Here is a 17,942-nt window from a genome sequence, read left to right as displayed (position 1 = left end):
GATTGCAGCGGTCAGCGTGGTTTTACCGTGGTCGACGTGGCCGATGGTGCCGACGTTGACGTGCGGCTTGGTCCGTTCGAATTTACCTTTTGCCATTTTATTCTTCCTTAGAACAATGATTTAAATGTAGGGACCGGCATTCTCGTGAAAGCCGGCCCGGAACTTCTATTACTTAGCTTTCGAGCTTACGATTGCTTCAGTCACATGCTTAGGTGCTTCAGCATAGTGCTTGAATTCCATCGTGTAAGTCGCACGACCTTGGGTCGACGAACGCAACGACGTAGCGTAGCCGAACATTTCCGACAGAGGTACTTCGGCCTTGATGATCTTGCCGCCACCGCCAGCAATTTCGTCCATGCCTTGCACCATACCGCGACGCGACGACAGATCGCCCATCACGGTACCGGCGTAGTCTTCCGGCGTTTCCACTTCCACGGCCATCATCGGCTCCAGGATGACTGGCGATGCTTTGCGGCAGCCATCTTTGAATGCCATCGAAGCGGCCATGCGGAATGCATTTTCGTTCGAGTCAACATCATGGTACGAACCGAAGAACAGCGTGACTTTCACGTCAACGACTGGGTAGCCAGCCATCACGCCCGAAGTCAGCGTGTCGCGCACACCTTTTTCAACTGCAGGGATGTATTCGCGAGGAACGGTACCGCCCTTGATCGCGTCAACGAATTCGAAGCCCTTGCCCGGTTCTTGCGGTTCGATCTTCAGAACCACGTGACCGTATTGACCACGACCACCCGATTGCTTGACGAATTTGCCTTCCGACTCTTCGCACACTTTACGGATCGTTTCGCGGTAAGCCACTTGTGGCTTGCCGACGGTGGCTTCAACGTTGAATTCGCGCTTCATGCGGTCAACGATGATGTCCAGATGCAACTCGCCCATACCGGCGATGATGGTCTGGCCCGATTCTTCATCGGTACGCACGCGGAACGATGGATCTTCTGCTGCCAGGCGGTTCAGCGCCAGGCCCATTTTTTCCTGGTCGGCCTTGGTTTTTGGCTCAACCGCTTGCGAAATCACTGGCTCAGGGAAGACCATGCGCTCCAGAACCACGCTTGCCTTGTCGTCGCAAAGCGTATCGCCAGTGGTGGTGTCTTTCAGACCCACAACGGCGGCGATGTCGCCAGCGCGCATTTCCTTGATTTCTTCGCGTTCGTTCGCTTGCATCTGCACGATACGGCCGATACGCTCTTTCTTCTGCTTCACGGAGTTCAACACCGAGTCGCCCGAATTCAGGGTACCCGAGTAGCAACGGATGAAGCACAGCTGACCCACGAACGGATCGGTTGCGATCTTGAATGCCAGCGCCGAGAATTTCTCGTTGTCGTCAGCTTTACGCTCGACAGGCTGCTCATCTTCATCCAGACCAGGTACTGGCGGAATGTCGATTGGCGATGGCAGGTACTCGATGACCGCGTCCAGCATGGCCTGTACGCCCTTGTTTTTAAAGGCGGTACCGCACAGCATTGGAACGATTTCGCTGGCGATGGTACGTTGACGCAGAGCAGCCTTGATCTCGGCTTCCGACAGGTCGCCTTCTTCCAGGTACTTGTTCATCAGGTCTTCCGACGCTTCAGCAGCGGCTTCAACCATGTTCTCGCGCCACTTGGCAGCATCGGCGGCCAGGTGTGCAGGAATGTCTTCGTATTCGAACTTCATGCCTTGCGAAGCGTCGTCCCAAATGACGGCCTTCATCTTGACCAGATCGATAACACCGGTGAAGACGTCTTCAGCGCCGATCGGCATCTGGATAGGCACCGGGTTGGCTTTCAGGCGCGAACGCATCTGATCGTAGACCTTGAAGAAGTTGGCGCCGGTACGGTCCATCTTGTTCACGAAGGCCAGACGTGGCACTTTGTATTTGTTAGCCTGACGCCATACCGTTTCCGATTGTGGCTGCACGCCGCCGACTGCACAGTAAACCATGCAGGCGCCATCCAGCACGCGCATCGAGCGTTCAACTTCAATGGTGAAGTCAACGTGGCCCGGGGTGTCGATGATGTTGATGTGATGCGCTGGGAAGTTGTTAGCCATGCCTTTCCAGAAGCACGTAACAGCAGCCGAGGTAATCGTGATGCCGCGCTCTTGCTCCTGCGCCATCCAGTCGGTGGTGGCAGCGCCATCATGGACTTCGCCCAGCTTGTGGTTCACGCCGGTGTAGAACAGGACGCGCTCGGTCGTGGTCGTCTTACCTGCATCGATGTGAGCGGAGATACCGATATTGCGATAGCGCTCAATGGGGGTCTTGCGGGCCATAATTAATCCTAAATGAATGGACAAAACCGAGCAGCATTTTTTTGCAAAAATGAGCCCGGCCTCGAACAACAGATGCTTGACAGCCGCCTTGCGGTAGCTGGCTTTATATTAGAAGCGGAAATGCGAGAACGCTTTGTTCGCTTCAGCCATACGATGGACTTCGTCGCGTTTTTTCATCGCGCCGCCGCGGCTTTCAGCCGCTTCCATCAGCTCACCGCCGAGGCGTTGTGGCATCGATTTTTCGCTGCGCTTGTTAGCAGCTTCACGCAACCAACGCATGGACAGAGCCATACGACGGACTGGGCGAACTTCGACCGGCACCTGGTAGTTTGCACCACCGACGCGACGGGATTTCACCTCAACCAACGGCTTGGCGTTGTTGATTGCGGTAGCAAAAACTTCGAGCGGATCTTTGCCCGATTTTGCTGCGATGTGCTCGAAAGCACCGTAGATGATGTTTTCTGCAACCGATTTCTTACCGGACAGCATCAGCACGTTTACAAATTTAGCGACATCAGTGTTGCCGAATTTTGGATCTGGCAAAATTTCGCGCTTGGGTACTTCACGACGACGTGGCATATCAATTCCTTTCAATCTTCAGTTGAGCGCGCGTTCTTCGCACACTCGCGGACGACCATCATAGTCTTCCACTTACTCGACCAGATGCGGTCGACTACATTCACTTAGCTAGTTGCCACTGAGCGAAACTTGGGTTTGCTGCGTACAACTTATTACTTCTTGCCTGCTTTAGCGCGCTTGGTACCGTACTTCGAACGCGATTGCTTACGGTCTTTAACGCCTTGGGTATCCAGGGCACCGCGAACCATGTGGTAACGCACACCCGGCAAATCCTTGACGCGGCCGCCGCGCAACAGCACAACACTATGCTCTTGCAGGTTATGGCCTTCACCGCCAATGTACGAAATGACTTCGAAACCATTGGTCAGGCGAACTTTAGCGACTTTACGCAGAGCCGAGTTAGGCTTCTTTGGAGTCGTGGTGTAAACACGTGTGCAGACGCCACGCTTTTGCGGGCTGTTTTCCAGCGCCGGCGATTTGCTCTTCACGGTCAAAGCGACGCGTGGATTGCGAATCAATTGATTGATGGTTGGCATCGTTATAAATCCAACAAAAAAATACGATTAATAACCCGGGCAAGATGCCCGGCGACTAAAACCTCGTCCCGCTTTTATCTGCTGCGCACCGGAGGCGCCCGCAGCCACTCGATAAGGAGCGGCCAAGAAATGCCAAGTAACACGTAAACGATGTGCAGAATAAAATCGAGAACTCGCTAGTTTAGACCTTGTGTTACAGGGGGTCAATCAGTTTACGGCTTTTTGCTATAAAAAAAGGCAAAAAACACGCCAATTTGTGGCACTTTGGCTAATTTTTCCTGGTCGCGTGTCAGCGATCCACTTATTGATTGAGCACTCTTTCCCTGCGCACAAGTCATCACCGGGGGCGCTCTTGTATGACCGCAAGATGACAAAAGGATTGATAATAGCGGACATTTTTCGCCGCCTTCCTTTATGCGCCCCTTGCTTCGCCCCGCCCATCTGTTTCTGCTCCTGACCTATGCCTTGCTGTCGGCCGTGCCGTTCATCCCGTTGCTGCTGGGGCGCCCGCTCGAACACCCCTGGCAAATGCTTACCTTCGAGCTGCTGGCCTGGCTGGCCGTCTGGAGCGTGTTCAAGCGTCCCGCCTATTTCCACTGGCTGCTGGTGCCCGCCTTCCTGGCCCTGCCGACGGAAATCTACCTGTTCATCTTCTATGGACAGGGCATTTCCACGCACCACCTGGGCATCATCGTGGAGACCAGCCCCAAGGAGGCGATGGAATTTCTCGGCCAGAAGGTATGGCTGATGGGGGCCGTCATGCTGGGCGTCGTCGCCTGGTGCGCGCTGAGCTGGTATGCGGCCACGCGCACGCGCGACCTCGACTGGCGCGGCAGGACGCGCCCGGCCGCCTTCGCACTGCTGCTCCTGCTGGGCGCCTTCTGGGGCTACGGCTATGAATTTGGTTTCGACGCCAAGGTCCTGCACAGCGCCGCCGCTTCCGCCAAGACCAGCAAGCCGGCGGCCAGCGGCAAGGCCGGCGCCTCCGGCTTTGGCGATGCCAGTTCCGCGGACGACGAGACAGAAGAGGAAGACGACGAGAGCAGCAAGCCGGAAAACGCCAGCATCGCCGGCGCCGACGAGACGGGCCTGGGCTGGCCCAGCCTGCCCCACTGGGCGCGCCTGCCCTACACCTTCGACACCATCAGCAACTCCTGGCCCTTCGGCCTGATGGCGCGCGGCCTCGATTTTTACAAGGAACGCAAGTACCTGGCCGAACTGGGCCAGAAAAGCAGCAGCTTCCGGTTCGGCGCGCACCAGCAGAATCCCGACACCCAGCCGGAAGTGGTGGTGATGGTGATCGGCGAATCGTCGCGCTACGACCGCTGGAGCCTGAACGGCTACGAACGCGACACCAATCCCCTGCTGAAGCAGGAAAGCAACCTGGTGCCGCTGGCCGATGTCATCACGGCCGTTTCCGCCACGCGCCTGTCGGTACCCGTCATCATCTCGCGCAAGCCGGCCACGCAAAGCCTGAAGGACGGCTTTTCGGAAAAATCCTTCCTCACGGCCTACAAGGAAGCAGGCTTCAAGACGTACTGGCTGTCGAACCAGATCTCGTTCGGCCAGTTCGACACGCCCGTTTCCGTCTTCGCCAAGGAGGCGGACGTGGTGCAGTTCCTGAACCTGGGCGGCTTTACCAACAACTCGAACTTCGACCAGATCCTGTTCGACCCGCTCAAGAATGCGCTGGCCGATCCGGCGCCGAAAAAACTCATCGTGCTGCATACCCTGGGCAGCCACTGGAACTACAGCCAGCGCTATCCGAAATCGTTCGACAAGTGGCAGCCATCGCTGTTCGGCGTCGACAAGCCCGTCTACACGGACACGGCCATCAAGCCGCAGCTGAACAACAGCTATGACAGCTCCATCCTGTACACGGACTGGTTCCTGTCGAACGTGATCGGCATCCTGAAGGACGATGGCCAGCGCACCGCCCTGCGCAGCTCGCTCGTCTACGTGGCCGACCACGGCCAGACCCTGTACGACGGCACCTGCCGCCTGGCCTTCCACGGCCATAACACGCAGTTCGAGTTCCACGTGCCCGCCTTCGTCTGGTACTCGCCGCAGTTCCAGCAGCACTATCCGGACAAGGTGACGCAACTGCAGCGCCACCGGAAAGCACGCCTGTCGACGGAAAACATGTTCCACACCCTGCTCGACCTGGGTGACATCCGCTTCGCCGGCGAACAGCCCGAATGGAGCATCGCCAGCCCCCGCTTCAAGCAGCACAAGCGCTACGTCGACAGCTACGGCTGGACCAACTACGACAACGCCATCATCCGCGGCGACTGCCGCGAAGTGATCGACAAGAGCACGCCGGAAAAACAGGACAAATAGTCAGTCGCCGGCCAGCACGCCCGCGCAATCGGCCGGCTGCGCCATGTGCGTGCTGAGCCAGTCGAAGACCTGGCCCGCCTTCGCCTCGATGGCGCTGCCGAAGCCCCGCTGCGCCAGCAGGGCGATGCCGTTCGTGGCCTGCAGCACGCCGGGCGCCAGCAGCAGTACCCCGTGCGCGTCGCGGCGCACGCACCAGGGCGCCAGGCAGTCTTCCAGCAACGGTCCCAGCACCAGGTTGTGCGACGAGACGATCACCAGGTGCTGCGCCGCCAGGGTATGCAGCACGGCAGCGGCCGCGGCTACCGACTCGAGGTGGTTCGTGCCGCGGAAAATCTCGTCGATCAGGAACAGCGCCGGTGCGCCGCCCTCGGCCAGCGCCAGCAGTTCGCGCGCGCGCCGCAATTCGGCGATATATAAACTTTCGCCGCCGTCGAGCGAATCCTCATTCTGCATGCTCGAGTACAGCGGCAGCTGCGGCACGCACGCCGCCTGCGCGTAGCAAAAGCCGAAGGCGCGCGCGCTGACCAGATTGAGGCCCACGCCGCGCAGCAAGGTGCTCTTGCCGATGGCATTCTGCCCCGAGATGAAGGCGCCGCGGCCATCGAGCCGCAACGCTAGCGGTACGGCGCCATCGAGCAGCGGATGCACCATGGCGTCGAGCGACAATTGCCGCCCGCCGGCTTCCTGCGCCCAGCAGAACTGCGCGCGGCCGCGCAGATGGCGCGCCAGGGCCAGGTCAGCCTCCAGGTCGGCCAACAGCAGGAAGCTCCGGCGCAGGAAGGCGCGCTCGCGCCGCACCACGCGCAGGCTGTGAAAGTAGCGGCGGACATTGCCCAGCATGAGCCAGTCGTCATATTCGCTCAGCAGCGGAATCATCTTGATCCAGCGCAGCGGTGTGATCTGGCGGTTGATCACGCCCGCGGCCCGGGCGCCTTCGCGCAGCGCCGCCGTGAAAGGCGAATCGAGCGCGGCCAGGCGGCCATGCACCAGCAGGATACGCTGCAAGGTAAACACGCTGCGCTCCCAGGGCTTGCAGCGCTCATGAAAACGCATCTGCAGCGCCATGAGGCAAAGCCAGACGGGGACGACGATGCCCCATGCCAGCGGCGCCACCAGCCACGCGGCCAGCAGCGACACCAGCAGCGCCAGCGTGGGCAACAGCAGCCAGCGGCTCCACCACGGCGGTGCCGGCGGCGCTGCGCCACACAGCAAGGCCGCCACTTCCATGTCGGCCGTACGCAGCGGCAGCATGGCTTGCTCGAGCGCCGCCTGCTGTGCCGGCGCGGCCAGCAGGGCCGCGATGCGCGCGCGCGAGGCGGCATCCGCCGTACCGCTCGCCAGACGCTGATGCAGGCGCTGCTGGCCAAGAATGCTGGCCTGCGTAGCCAGTTGCGCATGGTAGCCGTCGAGCAGCATTTCATCCCACGTCTGCTCGTCGAGCTGCGCCGGGCCATCTTCAACCCGCTGCAGCATGGCGATGTCGCTGCGGGCAAACGGATAATCGAACTCCGCCGGCTCGGGCAGGCTGGCAAACTGGCGCAGCCAGCGGCGCAGGGAGGAAAACAGGGAAGGCGAAGGCGTCATCATGCTCCACAGGAGGGGGCGAGCATGGCGCCACGCGCCATCACTGCCAGGGCACAGATCAGGTCGATTGCTACTTTATCAAGATCCAGTCCCCCACATTGTCCCGCTGTGCCCCGCGCGGACACCCGCTGGACAGCGCGGACACGGCGGACAGCCGGACACTTTTATGTTTTCCTTGTCAATTCAACGACTTAAGACTGGCATGGAATATGCATGGAGAATCGCATTGTCCACGAAACGTCCACCATGATCCGCGATACTTCCTCCCAAGACGCCGTGCTGTCCGCCCCGGCGGGCCAGCGCCACAAGAAACGCGCCCTGCTGCTGGCGGGCGCCGTCATCGTCATCGGCGGTGCCGTCGCCGTGTTTGCCGGCTGGCGCAACAGCGAACATTCCGTCAATGCCAGCCGCCTGCGCATCGCCGAGGTCACGCGCGGTACGCTGATCCGCGATGCCGCCGTGAATGGCCGCGTGGTGGCGGCCATCAGCCCCACCTTGTACTCGACCACGGTCGCCACCGTGACCTTGAAAGCCAAGGCGGGCGACACGGTCAAGAAGGGCGACATTCTCGCCGTGCTGGAATCGCCCGACCTGTCCGATGCGCTGAAGCGCGAACAATCGAGCGTGCAGCAGCTGGAGGCGGAAGTGGCGCGCCAGCAGATCCTGGCCAAGAAGCAGAAGCTGCTGGCGCGGCGCGAAGCCGATACGGCGGAGATCGATCGCCTGTCCGCGCAACGCACGCTGGAGCGCTATGAAAGCGTGGCGCAGGTGGGCATCATCGCCAAGATCGATTACCAGAAGGCGAAGGATGCCTTGAATTCCGCCGAGATCCGCAGCAAGCACGCTTCGCAGGCGGCGGGCCTGGAAAGCGAGGACGTGACCCTGGCGCTGAAGACCAAGGTCAATGAACTGGAACGCCAGCGCCTGAGCCGCGACAACGCCCAGCGCCGCGTCGACGAGCTGACCGTGCGCGCGCCCGTCAACGGCTTCATCGGCACCCTGTCGGTAGCCAACCGCAGCGTGGTGCAAGCCAATACGGCGCTGATGACGCTGGTCGACCTGTCGCAACTGGAAGTGGAGCTGGAAGTGCCGGAAACGTACGTGGCCGACATTGGCCTGGGCATGGGCGCGGAAATCGAGACGGGCGCCGTCAAGGCAACGGGCAAACTTTCGGCCCTGTCGCCTGAAGTGGTGAAGAACCAGGTGCTGGCGCGCGTGCGCTTCAACGGTGAACAGCCGGCCGGCCTGCGGCAGAACCAGCGCGTCACGGCGCGCCTGCTGATCGATGAAAAGCCGAACGTGCTGATGCTGGCGCGCGGCCCCTTCGTCGAGGCCGAAGGCGGCCGCTTCGCCTACGTCGTGCGCGACGGCGTGGCCATCCGCACGCCCATCAGGATGGGCGCCACCAGCGTCTCGGCCGTGGAAATCCTCGGCGGCCTGAAGCAAGGCGACAAGGTCGTCGTCGCCGGCACGGAAGCCTTCGAGAACGCCGCCCGCGTCTCGCTCAATTAATCCATTCCCATCTACCCGGAGACTCGCCATGCTGCGCATGCAAAACCTGAACAAAGTCTATCGCACCCACATGATCGAAACGCACGCGCTGCGCGGTTTTGAGATCCACGTCAAGCAGGGGGAATTCGTCACCGTCACGGGGCCGTCCGGCTCCGGCAAGACGAGCTTCCTGAACATCGCCGGCCTGCTGGAGGAATTCACCGATGGCGAATACATCCTCGACGGCGTCAACGTAAAAGGCATGAACGACAATGCCCGCTCGCGCCTGCGCAATGAAAAACTCGGCTTCATCTTCCAGGGATTCAACCTGATCCCCGACCTGTCGCTGTTCGACAATGTCGACGTGCCCCTGCGCTACCGGGGCTACAACAGCGCCGAGCGGCGCGAACGCATCGAGGATGCACTGGCCAAGGTGGGACTGGCCTCGCGCATGAAGCACTATCCGGCCGAACTGTCGGGCGGCCAGCAGCAGCGCGTGGCGATCGCGCGCGCGCTGGCCGGCTCGCCCAAGCTGCTGCTGGCCGATGAACCGACGGGTAACCTCGATACGCAGATGGCGCGCGGCGTGATGGAACTGCTGGAAGACATCAACGCGCAAGGCACCACCATCCTGATGGTCACGCATGATCCCGAACTGGCGCTGCGCAGCCAGCGTAACGTACACATCATCGACGGCCAGGTGTCGGACCTGGTGCACAAGGGACCGACGCTGGCCAGCAGCCCGGCCAAAGCCGGCAGCAACGCCGCCACTGCCTGAGGATAGACGCATGTTCCAGTACTACTTCCTGCTTGGCCTGCGCAGCCTGCGCCGCAATCCCGCCCTGACGGCGCTGATGGTGCTGACCCTGGCCATAGGCGTGGCCGCCAGCATTTCCACGCTCACCATCCTGCACGTCATGTCGGGCAATCCCCTGCCGCACAAGAACGGACGCATGTTCGTGCCGCTGGTGGACAATGGCTCCCTCTCCGGCTACACCCCGGGCAACGAATCGGGCGACAAGCAGCTCAGCTACCGCGACGCCGTCAACTTCCAGAACAGCAAGATCGGCGAGCGCCGCAGCGTCATGTACGGCGTGGGCGGTGCCATCGAGCCGGCGCGCAAGGACATCGGCGCCTTCAGCTCGCAGGGACTGGCCGCCTACCGCGATTTCTTCCCCATGTTCGAGACGCCCTTCCTGTATGGCCAGCCATGGAGCGCCGCCGACGATGCGGCCGGCGCCGACGTCATCGTCCTGTCGCGCAAGCTGGCGGAAAAACTGTATGGCGACAGCAACCCGGTCGGCCAGCGCATGACACTGATGGGCTTCCAGTTCCAGATCACGGGCGTGCTCGACAAATGGGACCCCGTGCCACGCATCCACCGCATCATCGGCAGCGGCGCCTTCGGCAGCGAAGACAGCTACTTCATCCCGTTCACCAGCGCGATCCGTCACCAGACGGGACACAACGGCAGCATGAGCTGCAGCGGCAACCGCGAACCGGGATTCCAGGGCACGCTCGACTCGGAATGCACGTGGATGCAGTTCTGGTTCGAGATGGCCAGCGATGGCCAGCGCGCCGAGCTGCAGAACTACCTCGACAGCTATGCGCAGGAACAGCGCAAACTGGGCCGCCTGAAACGCGCCGCACCGAACCGCCTGTTCAGCATTGATGAATGGCTGGTCCACCTGCGCGTGGTCGGCAACGACAACAAGCTGTCGGCCTGGCTGGCGTTCGGTTTCCTGGCCCTGTGCCTGGTCAATACCATCGGCCTGCTGCTGGCGAAGTTTTCCGTGCGCGCTTCCGAAGTGGGCATCCGCCGCGCGCTGGGAGCATCGCGCAGCGACATCTTCCGCCAGTTCCTCATCGAGACGACCGTCATCGGCCTGGCCGGCGGCGTGCTCGGCCTGCTGCTGTCCTTCGGCGCCCTGGCCCTGATCGGCATGCAGTCCAAGCAGCTGACCGTCGCCGCGCACATGGACTGGGTGATGCTGGCCATGACCTTCGTCCTCTCGGTCGCCGCCGCCATCCTGGCCGGCCTGCTGCCGACCTGGCGCGCCTGCCAGGTGACGCCAGCCATCCAGCTCAAATCCCAATGACCGCCGCCACCGCACACGAATAGGACCACCATGGAAATCCGACCCATCCTGTCTGCACTGATGCGCAGCAAAACCGGCGCCATCCTGGTCGCCGTGCAGGTAGCCTTGAGCCTGGCCATCCTGGCCAATGCCCTGCATATCGTCAACGTACGCCAGGAAGTGGCGGCACGCCCCAGCGGCGTGGCGGCCGAGAGCGAAGTGTTCCACCTGCTGGCGCGCAACCTGCGTCCGCTGGGCCACAATGAAGAACTGGCCTTGCAAAAACGCCTGGCCGCTGCCGCGCGCGCCGTACCCGGCGTCGTCTCCGTGGCGCAGGTCAGCCAGGTTCCCCTGTCGCGCAGCGGCAGCAACAGCGGCTTCGCCGCCAGCCGCAAGCAGGAAAACAGCTCCGCCATCGCCGCCGTGTACATCACGCCCGACTCGCTGATCAAGACGTGGGGCCTGCAACTGGTGGAAGGGCGCGACTTCACGCCCGCCGAAATCACCGAAATCGACCAGAACGTGACGGAGGTATTCCCGCCGCAAGTCATCATCACGCGGGCCATGGCTGAAAAAATCCACCCAGAGGGCGGCAGCGCACTGGGCATGCCCCTGTTCCTGGGCACGGGCGAGAATGCCCAGCAATTGCAGGTAGTCGGCGTCATCGACCGGCTGCAGACCCAGGGCGCGGAAGTGGGCGAGCAGGGCGAGTATTCCGTGATCTTTCCCGTGCGCCTGACGGGCGACGGCGATACCCTGCTGACCATCCGCACGGAAGCCGGCCAGCGCGATCGCGTGATGAAGGAAGCCGAGCAAGCCATCCGCGCGGCCACGCCGGACAAGCTGATCGTGCGCATCCGCAGCCTGGATGACGACCGCGACACGCGCTACCGCGCCGACCGCGCCCTGTCGTGGATGCTGATCACCGTCTCGGCCCTGCTGCTGCTGGTCACGGCCAGCGGCATCGTCGGCATCGCCAGCCTGTGGGTGACGCAGCGGCGCAAGCAGATCGGCGTGCGCCGCGCCCTGGGCGCACGGCGCGTCGACATCCTGCGCTACTTCCTGACGGAGAATTTCATGATCACCAGCGCGGGCGTGGCCGCCGGCGTCGTGCTGGCCCTGGCGCTGAACCACCTGCTGGTGAGCCAGCTGGAAATGGCGCGCCTGCCCCTGCACTACCTGCTGGGTGGCGCGCTCGTGTTCTGGTTGCTGGGACTGGTCGCCGTGTATGGCCCGGCCTGGCGCGCGGCCAGCATTTCGCCGGCCACCGCCACGCGCAGCACGTGACCATTTTTCCGTACCCTGGCCATCATGGCAATGTTATGCTGCGCGCATGCCTACCGTACTGATTATTGACGACAATGCCGCCGTGGCCATCGCGCTCGACGTGCTGTTCTCGCTGCACGAGATCGATGCGCTGCGCGCCGCCTCGCCCGAAGAGGGCCTGGCGCTGCTGGCGCGCCATCCCATCGACCTGGTGGTGCAGGACATGAACTTCACGGCCGACACCACCTCGGGCGAGGAAGGTAGCGCGCTGTTCCACGCCATCCGCGCACGCTACCCCGACCTGCCCGTGATCCTGCTGACGGCGTGGACCCAGCTCGATGCGGCCGTCGACCTGATCAAGTCTGGCGCGGCCGACTACCTGGCCAAGCCATGGGACGACCGGCGCCTGATCGCCAGCGTGCAAAACCTGCTGGAGCTGGGACAGGCCAGCCAGGCCCTGCGCCAGCGCGTGCTGGCCGAGCAGCGCCAGCGCCATACGCTCGAGCACGACTTCGACTTGCGCGGCATGGTGTGGCAGGACCCCGCCACGGAGCGCGTGGTGCACCTGGCCTGCCAGGTGGCGCGTGCCGACGTTCCCGTGCTCATTTCGGGGCCGAACGGCAGCGGCAAGGAGCGCATCGCCGCCATCGTGCAAGCCAATTCCCAGGTCGCCGACGGCCCCTTCGTGGTGCTCAACTGCGGCGCCGTGCCGGTGGACCTGATCGAGGCCGAGCTGTTTGGCGCAGAAGCGGGCGCCTACACGGGTTCCACGCGGGCGCGCGACGGCAAGTTCGATGCGGCCGACGGCGGCACCCTGTTTCTCGACGAGATAGGCAACCTGCCGCTGGCCGGCCAGATGAAACTGCTGCGCGTGCTGGAAACTGGCCGCTTCGAACGCCTCGGATCAAACCGCGAACGCCAGGTCAAGGTCAGGGTCATCAGCGCCAGCAATGCCGACCTGCCGGCCATGATACGCGCCGGCACCTTCCGCGAAGATCTGTTCTACCGCCTGAACGTCATCGAGCTGCGCCTGCCGCCACTGGCCCAGCGTCCGGCCGACATCCTCGTGCTGGCGCGGCATTTCCTCGGGTCGGACAAGAGCCTCGATGCGCAGGCGCAGGCCAGCCTGCTGGCGCATGGCTGGCCCGGCAATGTGCGCGAACTGAAAAACGTCATGCAGCGCGCCAGCCTGCTGGCGGCCGGTCCCCTGATCCAGGCGCAGGACCTGGGCTTGCCGCTGGCGGCCGTGCAGCGCGCCGCGCAGGATACGGCAGCCACGGAACCGGACCGCGACAGCGTCGTGGCCGCGCTGGCCCGCGCGCATGGCGTCGTGGCGCAGGCGGCGCAGGAACTGGGGCTGTCGCGCCAGGCACTGTACCGGCGCATGGAGCGCCTGGGCATCGCGCGCGCCTGATGCCGCCCGTCGAGCACACGCCGATACGCCCGACAGGCCTGCGCCTTTCGTTGCTGACGCGCTGGACGGCGCTCATCGTCACCCTGCTGGTACTGGGCATGGGCATCGCCCTGCTGCTCGCGCACTTCCTGCCCGGCCAGCCGTGGCTGGTGCTGGGGCTGTCGTTGCTGTGCATCCTGCCGATTGCCGTCATCACCATCCGCGCGCAATTGCAGGCGATGCTGTCGCTGTTCCGCGCCTTGAGCGGCACGGTCGCCAGCTACCAGGACGGCGACTTCGCCTTCAGCCTGCGCTGGCCGCAGAACGATGAACTGGCCGACCTGGTGGCGACCCACAATGCCCTCGGCGACGTGCTGCGCAAGCAGCGCCTGGACCTGGTGCAGCGCGAGCTGCTGCTTGACACCATGGTGCAGAACACGCCGGTGGCCATGCTGCTGGTGGCCGAAGGCAGCGCCATCGTCTACGCCAACCTGGCTGCGCGCCAGTTGCTGCACCAGGGACGGCGCCTGGAAGGACAGCGCCTGGCCGACATCGTGCAGCAGGCTGCACCGGCCCTGGCGGAGGCGCTGGCGCGTCCCAGCGACGGCCTGTTTACGAGCGGCGACGGCGAACAGGAAGAGGTGTACCACCTGGCGCGGCGCAGCTTCAGCCTGAACGGCCGCAAGCATGAATTGCTGCTGCTGCGCCAGCTGACCCTGGAACTGCGGCGCCAGGAAGTGCAGACCTGGAAAAAAGTCATCCGCGTCATCAGCCATGAGCTGAACAACTCGCTCGCGCCGCTGGCCTCGCTGGCCCACTCCGGGGCCGAGCTGGTACGCCGCGGACAAACCGAACGCCTGCCGCAGATTCTCGCCACGATCGAGGAACGCACGCGCCACCTGGAAAGCTTCATTCTCGGTTACGCGCGCTTTGCCAAGCTGCCCGCACCGCGCCTGGCCGCTTACGAATGGCAGCCATTCCTCGACAGCCTGGCCTCGCAAGCGACCTTCACGCTCGATGCCCCGCCGCCGGCGCAGGCGGCCGTGTTCGATGCGGCGCAATTGCAGCAGGCGCTGCTGAACCTGCTCAAGAATGCGCAGGAGTCCGGCTCCAAACTCCAGCAGATCAGCATGCACGTAAGCCTGGCGCAGGGGCAGCTGCGCATCGAGGTGCGCGACCGCGGACCCGGCATGAACGGTGCGGTGCTGGAAAATGCGCTCGTCCCGTTCTACTCGACCAAGCGCAGCGGAACGGGACTGGGCCTGGCCCTGGCACGCGAAATTGCCGAAGCGCATGGCGGGCGCATCACCCTGGCCAATCGCGAGGGCGGCGGCCTGACAGTGACCCTCATCCTTCCCTTGCCGGACAGAAATGAGATCCCGGTGTAACGATTTTTAGATCACATAATCCGCAACTATTTATTGTGCAATATCAACAATTTGTGTTTTTAATTTTGCAACTTCATGCGGCGTATGCCCGTATGTTAGAAATAAGCTATTTAAGTTTGCATAATGATATAAAAATAGCTCATTGACAATGAATTCTCTTGGCGATAATTTATCTACGCGGTACGGTTTTTTGACACATTAATCGTTTTTTCGCGGGGATAAATATGAAACTGAAATCACTCATCGCAGCAGCGGTACTGGGTGCTGCATCCATCGGCAGCGCGTATGCCGCGTCGTACACCATCAACCTGACCAATACCACGGGCAACCTGTGGACAAGCGGCTTCAACGTCACGCCCAGCCCGCTCGGAGCCTTCACGGATATTTTCCACTTCACTCCGGATGCCACCTTCGGTTCGACAGCGCAAGCCTTCCTGGCCAACCTGTCGGTGACGGGCAGCGATGCATCTGCCATCAACTTCACCAGCGCCAACCTGAACGGTATCGCCCTGACGGGCTTTGGCGGCCCCACCGTGTTCGGTTATGCCCAGGGCCAGGTGCTGGCGCAGACCAGCCTGCTGTTCAACGGCCCGCTAACGCTGACCGTCATCGGCAACAGCCATGGCGGCAGCTATGGCGGAACCTTCAACCTGAACCTGGCACCCGTCCCGGAACCGGAAACCTATGGCATGCTGCTGGCCGGCCTGGGCATCCTGGGCTTCCTGGCCCGGCGCCGCAAGCAATCTTGAGCGCTCCCCCCAAAAGACGCTGCGGCGTCTTTTTTCATGCGGCTGCTACACTGGTGCCATGACGACCGATTTTACTTCCACCAGCAACACCGCCTTCAGCCATCCTGGCCATCCGCCGGCCACCATCACCGAACATCGCGGCATCCGCTACCTGCACCTGGGTACCAAGTGGGTGCAGGGTGCCATGCGCCTGGACAAGCCCGATGCCATCGAGCTCGAATACGTGCAGATGATGATGATGTGGATGCTCTTCAAGACACAACCCCAACGCATCGTGCAGCTGGGCCTGGGCAGCGCCGCGCTGACCAAATTCAGCTACCGCCGCTTCCCCGACGCCCAGGTCACGGCCATCGAGCTCAATCCGAATGTAATCGCCATCTGCGGCGCCCAGTTTGCCCTGCCGCCGAACGACGCGCGCCTCGACGTGCGCGAAACGAATGCACTCGACTTCGTGCTCGACACGGCCAACCACGGCAAGGTCGACGTGCTGCAGGTGGACCTGTACGACGAGGAGGCGCGCGGCCCCGTGCTCGACACGCCCGAGTTCTACCAGGCCTGCTTCGACTGCCTGACGGACGACGGCATCATGTGCACGAACGTCTTCGGCGACTTTCCCAACTACGACAAGAACCTGCAGGCGATGGAGCTGGTCTTCGACGCCGTCGTCTGGGTGCCGGAAATGGAAGACGAAAACATCGTCGTGCTAGCCTTCAAAAAATCGCCATCGCTCGATTTCAGCGAGCTATACGAGCGTGCCGCCGCCATCAAGAAACAGTTCAACCTGCCCGCCAAGAACTGGGTCAACGGCTTGAAGCAGTGGATGCTGGACCAGCAATAAGGCCAAGCCTCACGCCGGCAGCAGCGCGCCAAGGCGGCGCGCCAGTCCATCCATGTTCTCGGCCTTCACCTGCGCGTAACCGAGCAAGAAACCGTTCCAGCCTGCGCGCTCGTCGGTCCCGTGGGCGGACAACGCCAGTGCCACGATGCCCTCCTGCGCGGCGCGGCGGCTCAACGCCAGGTCATCCCGGCTGGCATCGTGAAAACGCAGCGCCAGGTGCATGCCGGCCGAGCCGCCATGGATGGACGCGCCGGCACAGGCATGGCGCTGCAATGCCTCGCCCAAGGCATCGCGGCGCTGGCGGTACAGCCGGCGCATGCGCCGCACATGGCGCGCAAACAGGCCGCTGCGCAGGAACTCGGCCAGCGCCAGCTGCTCCGCCACCCGTCCCCGCGCAGCGCCCTGCGCCTGCATCTGCGCGAAGGCCCCTGCCAGCGCTGCCGGCACGACGATGAAGGCGATGCGCAAGGCGGGAAACATGGTCTTGCTGAACGTGCCCAGATACACGACGGGCGCGTCGGCCACCAGCCCCTGCATGGCTGCCAGGGGCGGGCCGCCGTGGCGAAACTCGCTGTCGTAATCGTCCTCGATGATCAGCGCACCTGCCGCGCGGGCGCGTTCCAGCAGCGCCATGCGGCGCGCGGGACTGAGCACGCTGCCCGTCGGATACTGGTGCGACGGCGTGGTGTAGATCAGGCGCGGCGGCATCGCGCTCCAGTCCTCGTCCGTCGGGGCGATGCCATCCATATCGACGGCAATGCCGGTCACCTGCAAGCCGGCGCCACGGCCGGCCGCCAGCGCGCCGCCATAACCGGGATGCTCGATCCACAAGGTCTCGCCCTGGTCGGCAAAGGCGCGCAGGCACACATCAAGGCTGCTCTGCGTGCCATCCGTGATGAACACCTGAGCCGCATCGCACACGACGCCACGCGCGGCGCGCAGATGGTCGGCAATGGCCAAGCGCAGTTGCGGCTCGCCGGCCGGATCGCCGTAATTGAGCTGACGCGGCGTCAGCGCACGCCACGCCCGGTCCAGCATGCGCCGCCACAGCGCCAGGGGAAACTCGTCCAGCGCCGGCACGCCAGGGGCGAACGCCCCCATCGCGTCGGCCGGATACACCAGCGCCGCATTCACATCCTGCCCCGCCAGGCCACGCAAATGCCGGGCGCGGCGCGACAAGCCATCCTGGCCGCCGCTCGCCGGCAATGCCACGGGCGTGCCGGTGCTGCCGGCGACGACGGTGCCGCGCCGGTCCGGCAAGACAAAACCTTCGCTGGCCAGCTGCTCGTAGGCGTACAGCACCGTATTGCGCGCCAGCCCCAGTTCGGCGGCCAGCACGCGCGTGGCGGCCAGCCGCGTACCGGGCGCCAGCTGGCCGCTACGGATGGCCGCGCGCAGGCATTCATGCAGCACGCGCTGGCGCGGC

15 protein-coding genes are annotated in these 17,942 nt (G+C 63.2%); 9 read left to right on the top strand and 6 right to left on the bottom strand.

The window, feature by feature from the left end:
• From EBS11_RS26015 to rpsL, 4 genes are all read right to left on the bottom strand, one after another.
• A partial coding sequence (locus tag EBS11_RS26015; protein WP_033470817.1) for a GTP-binding protein occupies positions 1-96 on the bottom strand: 96 nt, incomplete at its 3' end.
• Between the two features lie 72 nt (positions 97-168).
• Complete coding sequence (gene fusA / locus EBS11_RS26010) at positions 169-2,274, bottom strand: elongation factor G (RefSeq protein ID WP_131378985.1); 2,106 nt, start codon at positions 2,272-2,274, stop codon at positions 169-171.
• Between the two features lie 108 nt (positions 2,275-2,382).
• Entirely contained in the window at positions 2,383-2,853 is a 471-nt protein-coding gene (gene rpsG, locus EBS11_RS26005; protein WP_010394377.1) for a 30S ribosomal protein S7, read from the bottom strand.
• A 152-nt stretch (positions 2,854-3,005) separates the two neighbouring features.
• Positions 3,006-3,389 carry a 30S ribosomal protein S12 gene (rpsL, locus tag EBS11_RS26000; protein ID WP_010394376.1) on the bottom strand — a complete coding sequence of 128 codons (384 nt, stop codon included), beginning with the start codon at positions 3,387-3,389 and terminating at the stop codon, positions 3,006-3,008.
• 414 nt (positions 3,390-3,803) lie between these two features.
• Here rpsL and EBS11_RS25995 point away from each other — a divergent pair, with 414 nt between their 5' ends.
• Positions 3,804-5,729 carry a phosphoethanolamine transferase gene (locus tag EBS11_RS25995; RefSeq protein ID WP_290608007.1) on the top strand — a complete coding sequence of 642 codons (1,926 nt, stop codon included), beginning with the start codon at positions 3,804-3,806 and terminating at the stop codon, positions 5,727-5,729.
• Here EBS11_RS25995 and EBS11_RS25990 read toward each other — a convergent pair whose 3' ends face one another.
• Positions 5,730-7,316 (bottom strand): DNA mismatch repair protein MutS, encoded by a 1,587-nt coding sequence (locus EBS11_RS25990; protein ID WP_290608006.1) that lies wholly within the window; start codon positions 7,314-7,316, stop codon positions 5,730-5,732. It abuts the gene before it with no gap.
• A 243-nt stretch (positions 7,317-7,559) separates the two neighbouring features.
• Between EBS11_RS25990 and EBS11_RS25985 the strand changes: the two genes are divergently transcribed.
• From EBS11_RS25985 to EBS11_RS25950, 8 genes are all read left to right on the top strand, one after another.
• A complete protein-coding gene (locus tag EBS11_RS25985) occupies positions 7,560-8,825 on the top strand; it encodes an efflux RND transporter periplasmic adaptor subunit (RefSeq protein ID WP_365956233.1) in 1,266 nt (421 codons plus the stop codon).
• Between the two features lie 28 nt (positions 8,826-8,853).
• Positions 8,854-9,582, top strand: coding sequence for an ABC transporter ATP-binding protein (locus EBS11_RS25980; RefSeq protein WP_290608004.1), 729 nt, complete (start codon positions 8,854-8,856; stop codon positions 9,580-9,582).
• A 10-nt stretch (positions 9,583-9,592) separates the two neighbouring features.
• The gene (locus tag EBS11_RS25975; RefSeq protein WP_290608003.1) at positions 9,593-10,903 is read left to right on the top strand and encodes an ABC transporter permease; all 1,311 of its coding nucleotides are present in this window, start codon (positions 9,593-9,595) and stop codon (positions 10,901-10,903) included.
• A 30-nt stretch (positions 10,904-10,933) separates the two neighbouring features.
• Positions 10,934-12,169: an FtsX-like permease family protein gene (locus EBS11_RS25970; RefSeq protein ID WP_290608002.1), complete on the top strand. Its 1,236-nt coding sequence runs from the start codon at positions 10,934-10,936 to the stop codon at positions 12,167-12,169.
• 46 nt (positions 12,170-12,215) lie between these two features.
• Complete coding sequence (locus tag EBS11_RS25965) at positions 12,216-13,562, top strand: sigma-54 dependent transcriptional regulator (protein WP_290608001.1); 1,347 nt, start codon at positions 12,216-12,218, stop codon at positions 13,560-13,562.
• A complete protein-coding gene (locus EBS11_RS25960) occupies positions 13,562-14,929 on the top strand; it encodes an ATP-binding protein (RefSeq protein ID WP_290608000.1) in 1,368 nt (455 codons plus the stop codon). The genes EBS11_RS25965 and EBS11_RS25960 overlap by 1 nt, the downstream gene beginning before the upstream one ends.
• Positions 14,930-15,153: 224 nt before the next feature.
• Positions 15,154-15,678: an FxDxF family PEP-CTERM protein gene (locus EBS11_RS25955; protein WP_290607999.1), complete on the top strand. Its 525-nt coding sequence runs from the start codon at positions 15,154-15,156 to the stop codon at positions 15,676-15,678.
• 58 nt (positions 15,679-15,736) lie between these two features.
• Positions 15,737-16,516: a spermidine synthase gene (locus tag EBS11_RS25950; protein WP_290607997.1), complete on the top strand. Its 780-nt coding sequence runs from the start codon at positions 15,737-15,739 to the stop codon at positions 16,514-16,516.
• A gap of 9 nt (positions 16,517-16,525) precedes the next feature.
• Here EBS11_RS25950 and EBS11_RS25945 read toward each other — a convergent pair.
• On the bottom strand, positions 16,526-17,942 hold a 1,417-nt coding region (locus EBS11_RS25945; protein WP_290607995.1), incomplete at its 5' end, for a PLP-dependent aminotransferase family protein.

The sequence above is a fragment of the Janthinobacterium sp. genome, assembly GCF_009923995.1.
Classification (GTDB): Bacteria; Pseudomonadota; Gammaproteobacteria; order Burkholderiales; family Burkholderiaceae_D; genus Janthinobacterium.
This window is presented reverse-complemented; position numbering and strand designations above follow the sequence as displayed.

Excerpts from the sequence above, each read along its gene's own strand:
- fusA (WP_131378985.1), bottom strand. The coding sequence starts at position 2,274 with ATGGCCCGCAAGACCCCCATTGAGCGCTATCGCAATATCGGTATCTCC.
- rpsG (WP_010394377.1), bottom strand. The coding sequence starts at position 2,853 with ATGCCACGTCGTCGTGAAGTACCCAAGCGCGAAATTTTGCCAGATCCA.
- rpsL (WP_010394376.1), bottom strand. The coding sequence starts at position 3,389 with ATGCCAACCATCAATCAATTGATTCGCAATCCACGCGTCGCTTTGACC.
- EBS11_RS25995 (WP_290608007.1), top strand. The coding sequence starts at position 3,804 with ATGCGCCCCTTGCTTCGCCCCGCCCATCTGTTTCTGCTCCTGACCTAT.
- EBS11_RS25990 (WP_290608006.1), bottom strand. The coding sequence starts at position 7,316 with ATGATGACGCCTTCGCCTTCCCTGTTTTCCTCCCTGCGCCGCTGGCTG.
- EBS11_RS25985 (WP_365956233.1), top strand. The coding sequence starts at position 7,560 with ATGATCCGCGATACTTCCTCCCAAGACGCCGTGCTGTCCGCCCCGGCG.
- EBS11_RS25980 (WP_290608004.1), top strand. The coding sequence starts at position 8,854 with ATGCTGCGCATGCAAAACCTGAACAAAGTCTATCGCACCCACATGATC.
- EBS11_RS25975 (WP_290608003.1), top strand. The coding sequence starts at position 9,593 with ATGTTCCAGTACTACTTCCTGCTTGGCCTGCGCAGCCTGCGCCGCAAT.
- EBS11_RS25970 (WP_290608002.1), top strand. The coding sequence starts at position 10,934 with ATGGAAATCCGACCCATCCTGTCTGCACTGATGCGCAGCAAAACCGGC.
- EBS11_RS25965 (WP_290608001.1), top strand. The coding sequence starts at position 12,216 with ATGCCTACCGTACTGATTATTGACGACAATGCCGCCGTGGCCATCGCG.
- EBS11_RS25960 (WP_290608000.1), top strand. The coding sequence starts at position 13,562 with ATGCCGCCCGTCGAGCACACGCCGATACGCCCGACAGGCCTGCGCCTT.
- EBS11_RS25955 (WP_290607999.1), top strand. The coding sequence starts at position 15,154 with ATGAAACTGAAATCACTCATCGCAGCAGCGGTACTGGGTGCTGCATCC.
- EBS11_RS25950 (WP_290607997.1), top strand. The coding sequence starts at position 15,737 with ATGACGACCGATTTTACTTCCACCAGCAACACCGCCTTCAGCCATCCT.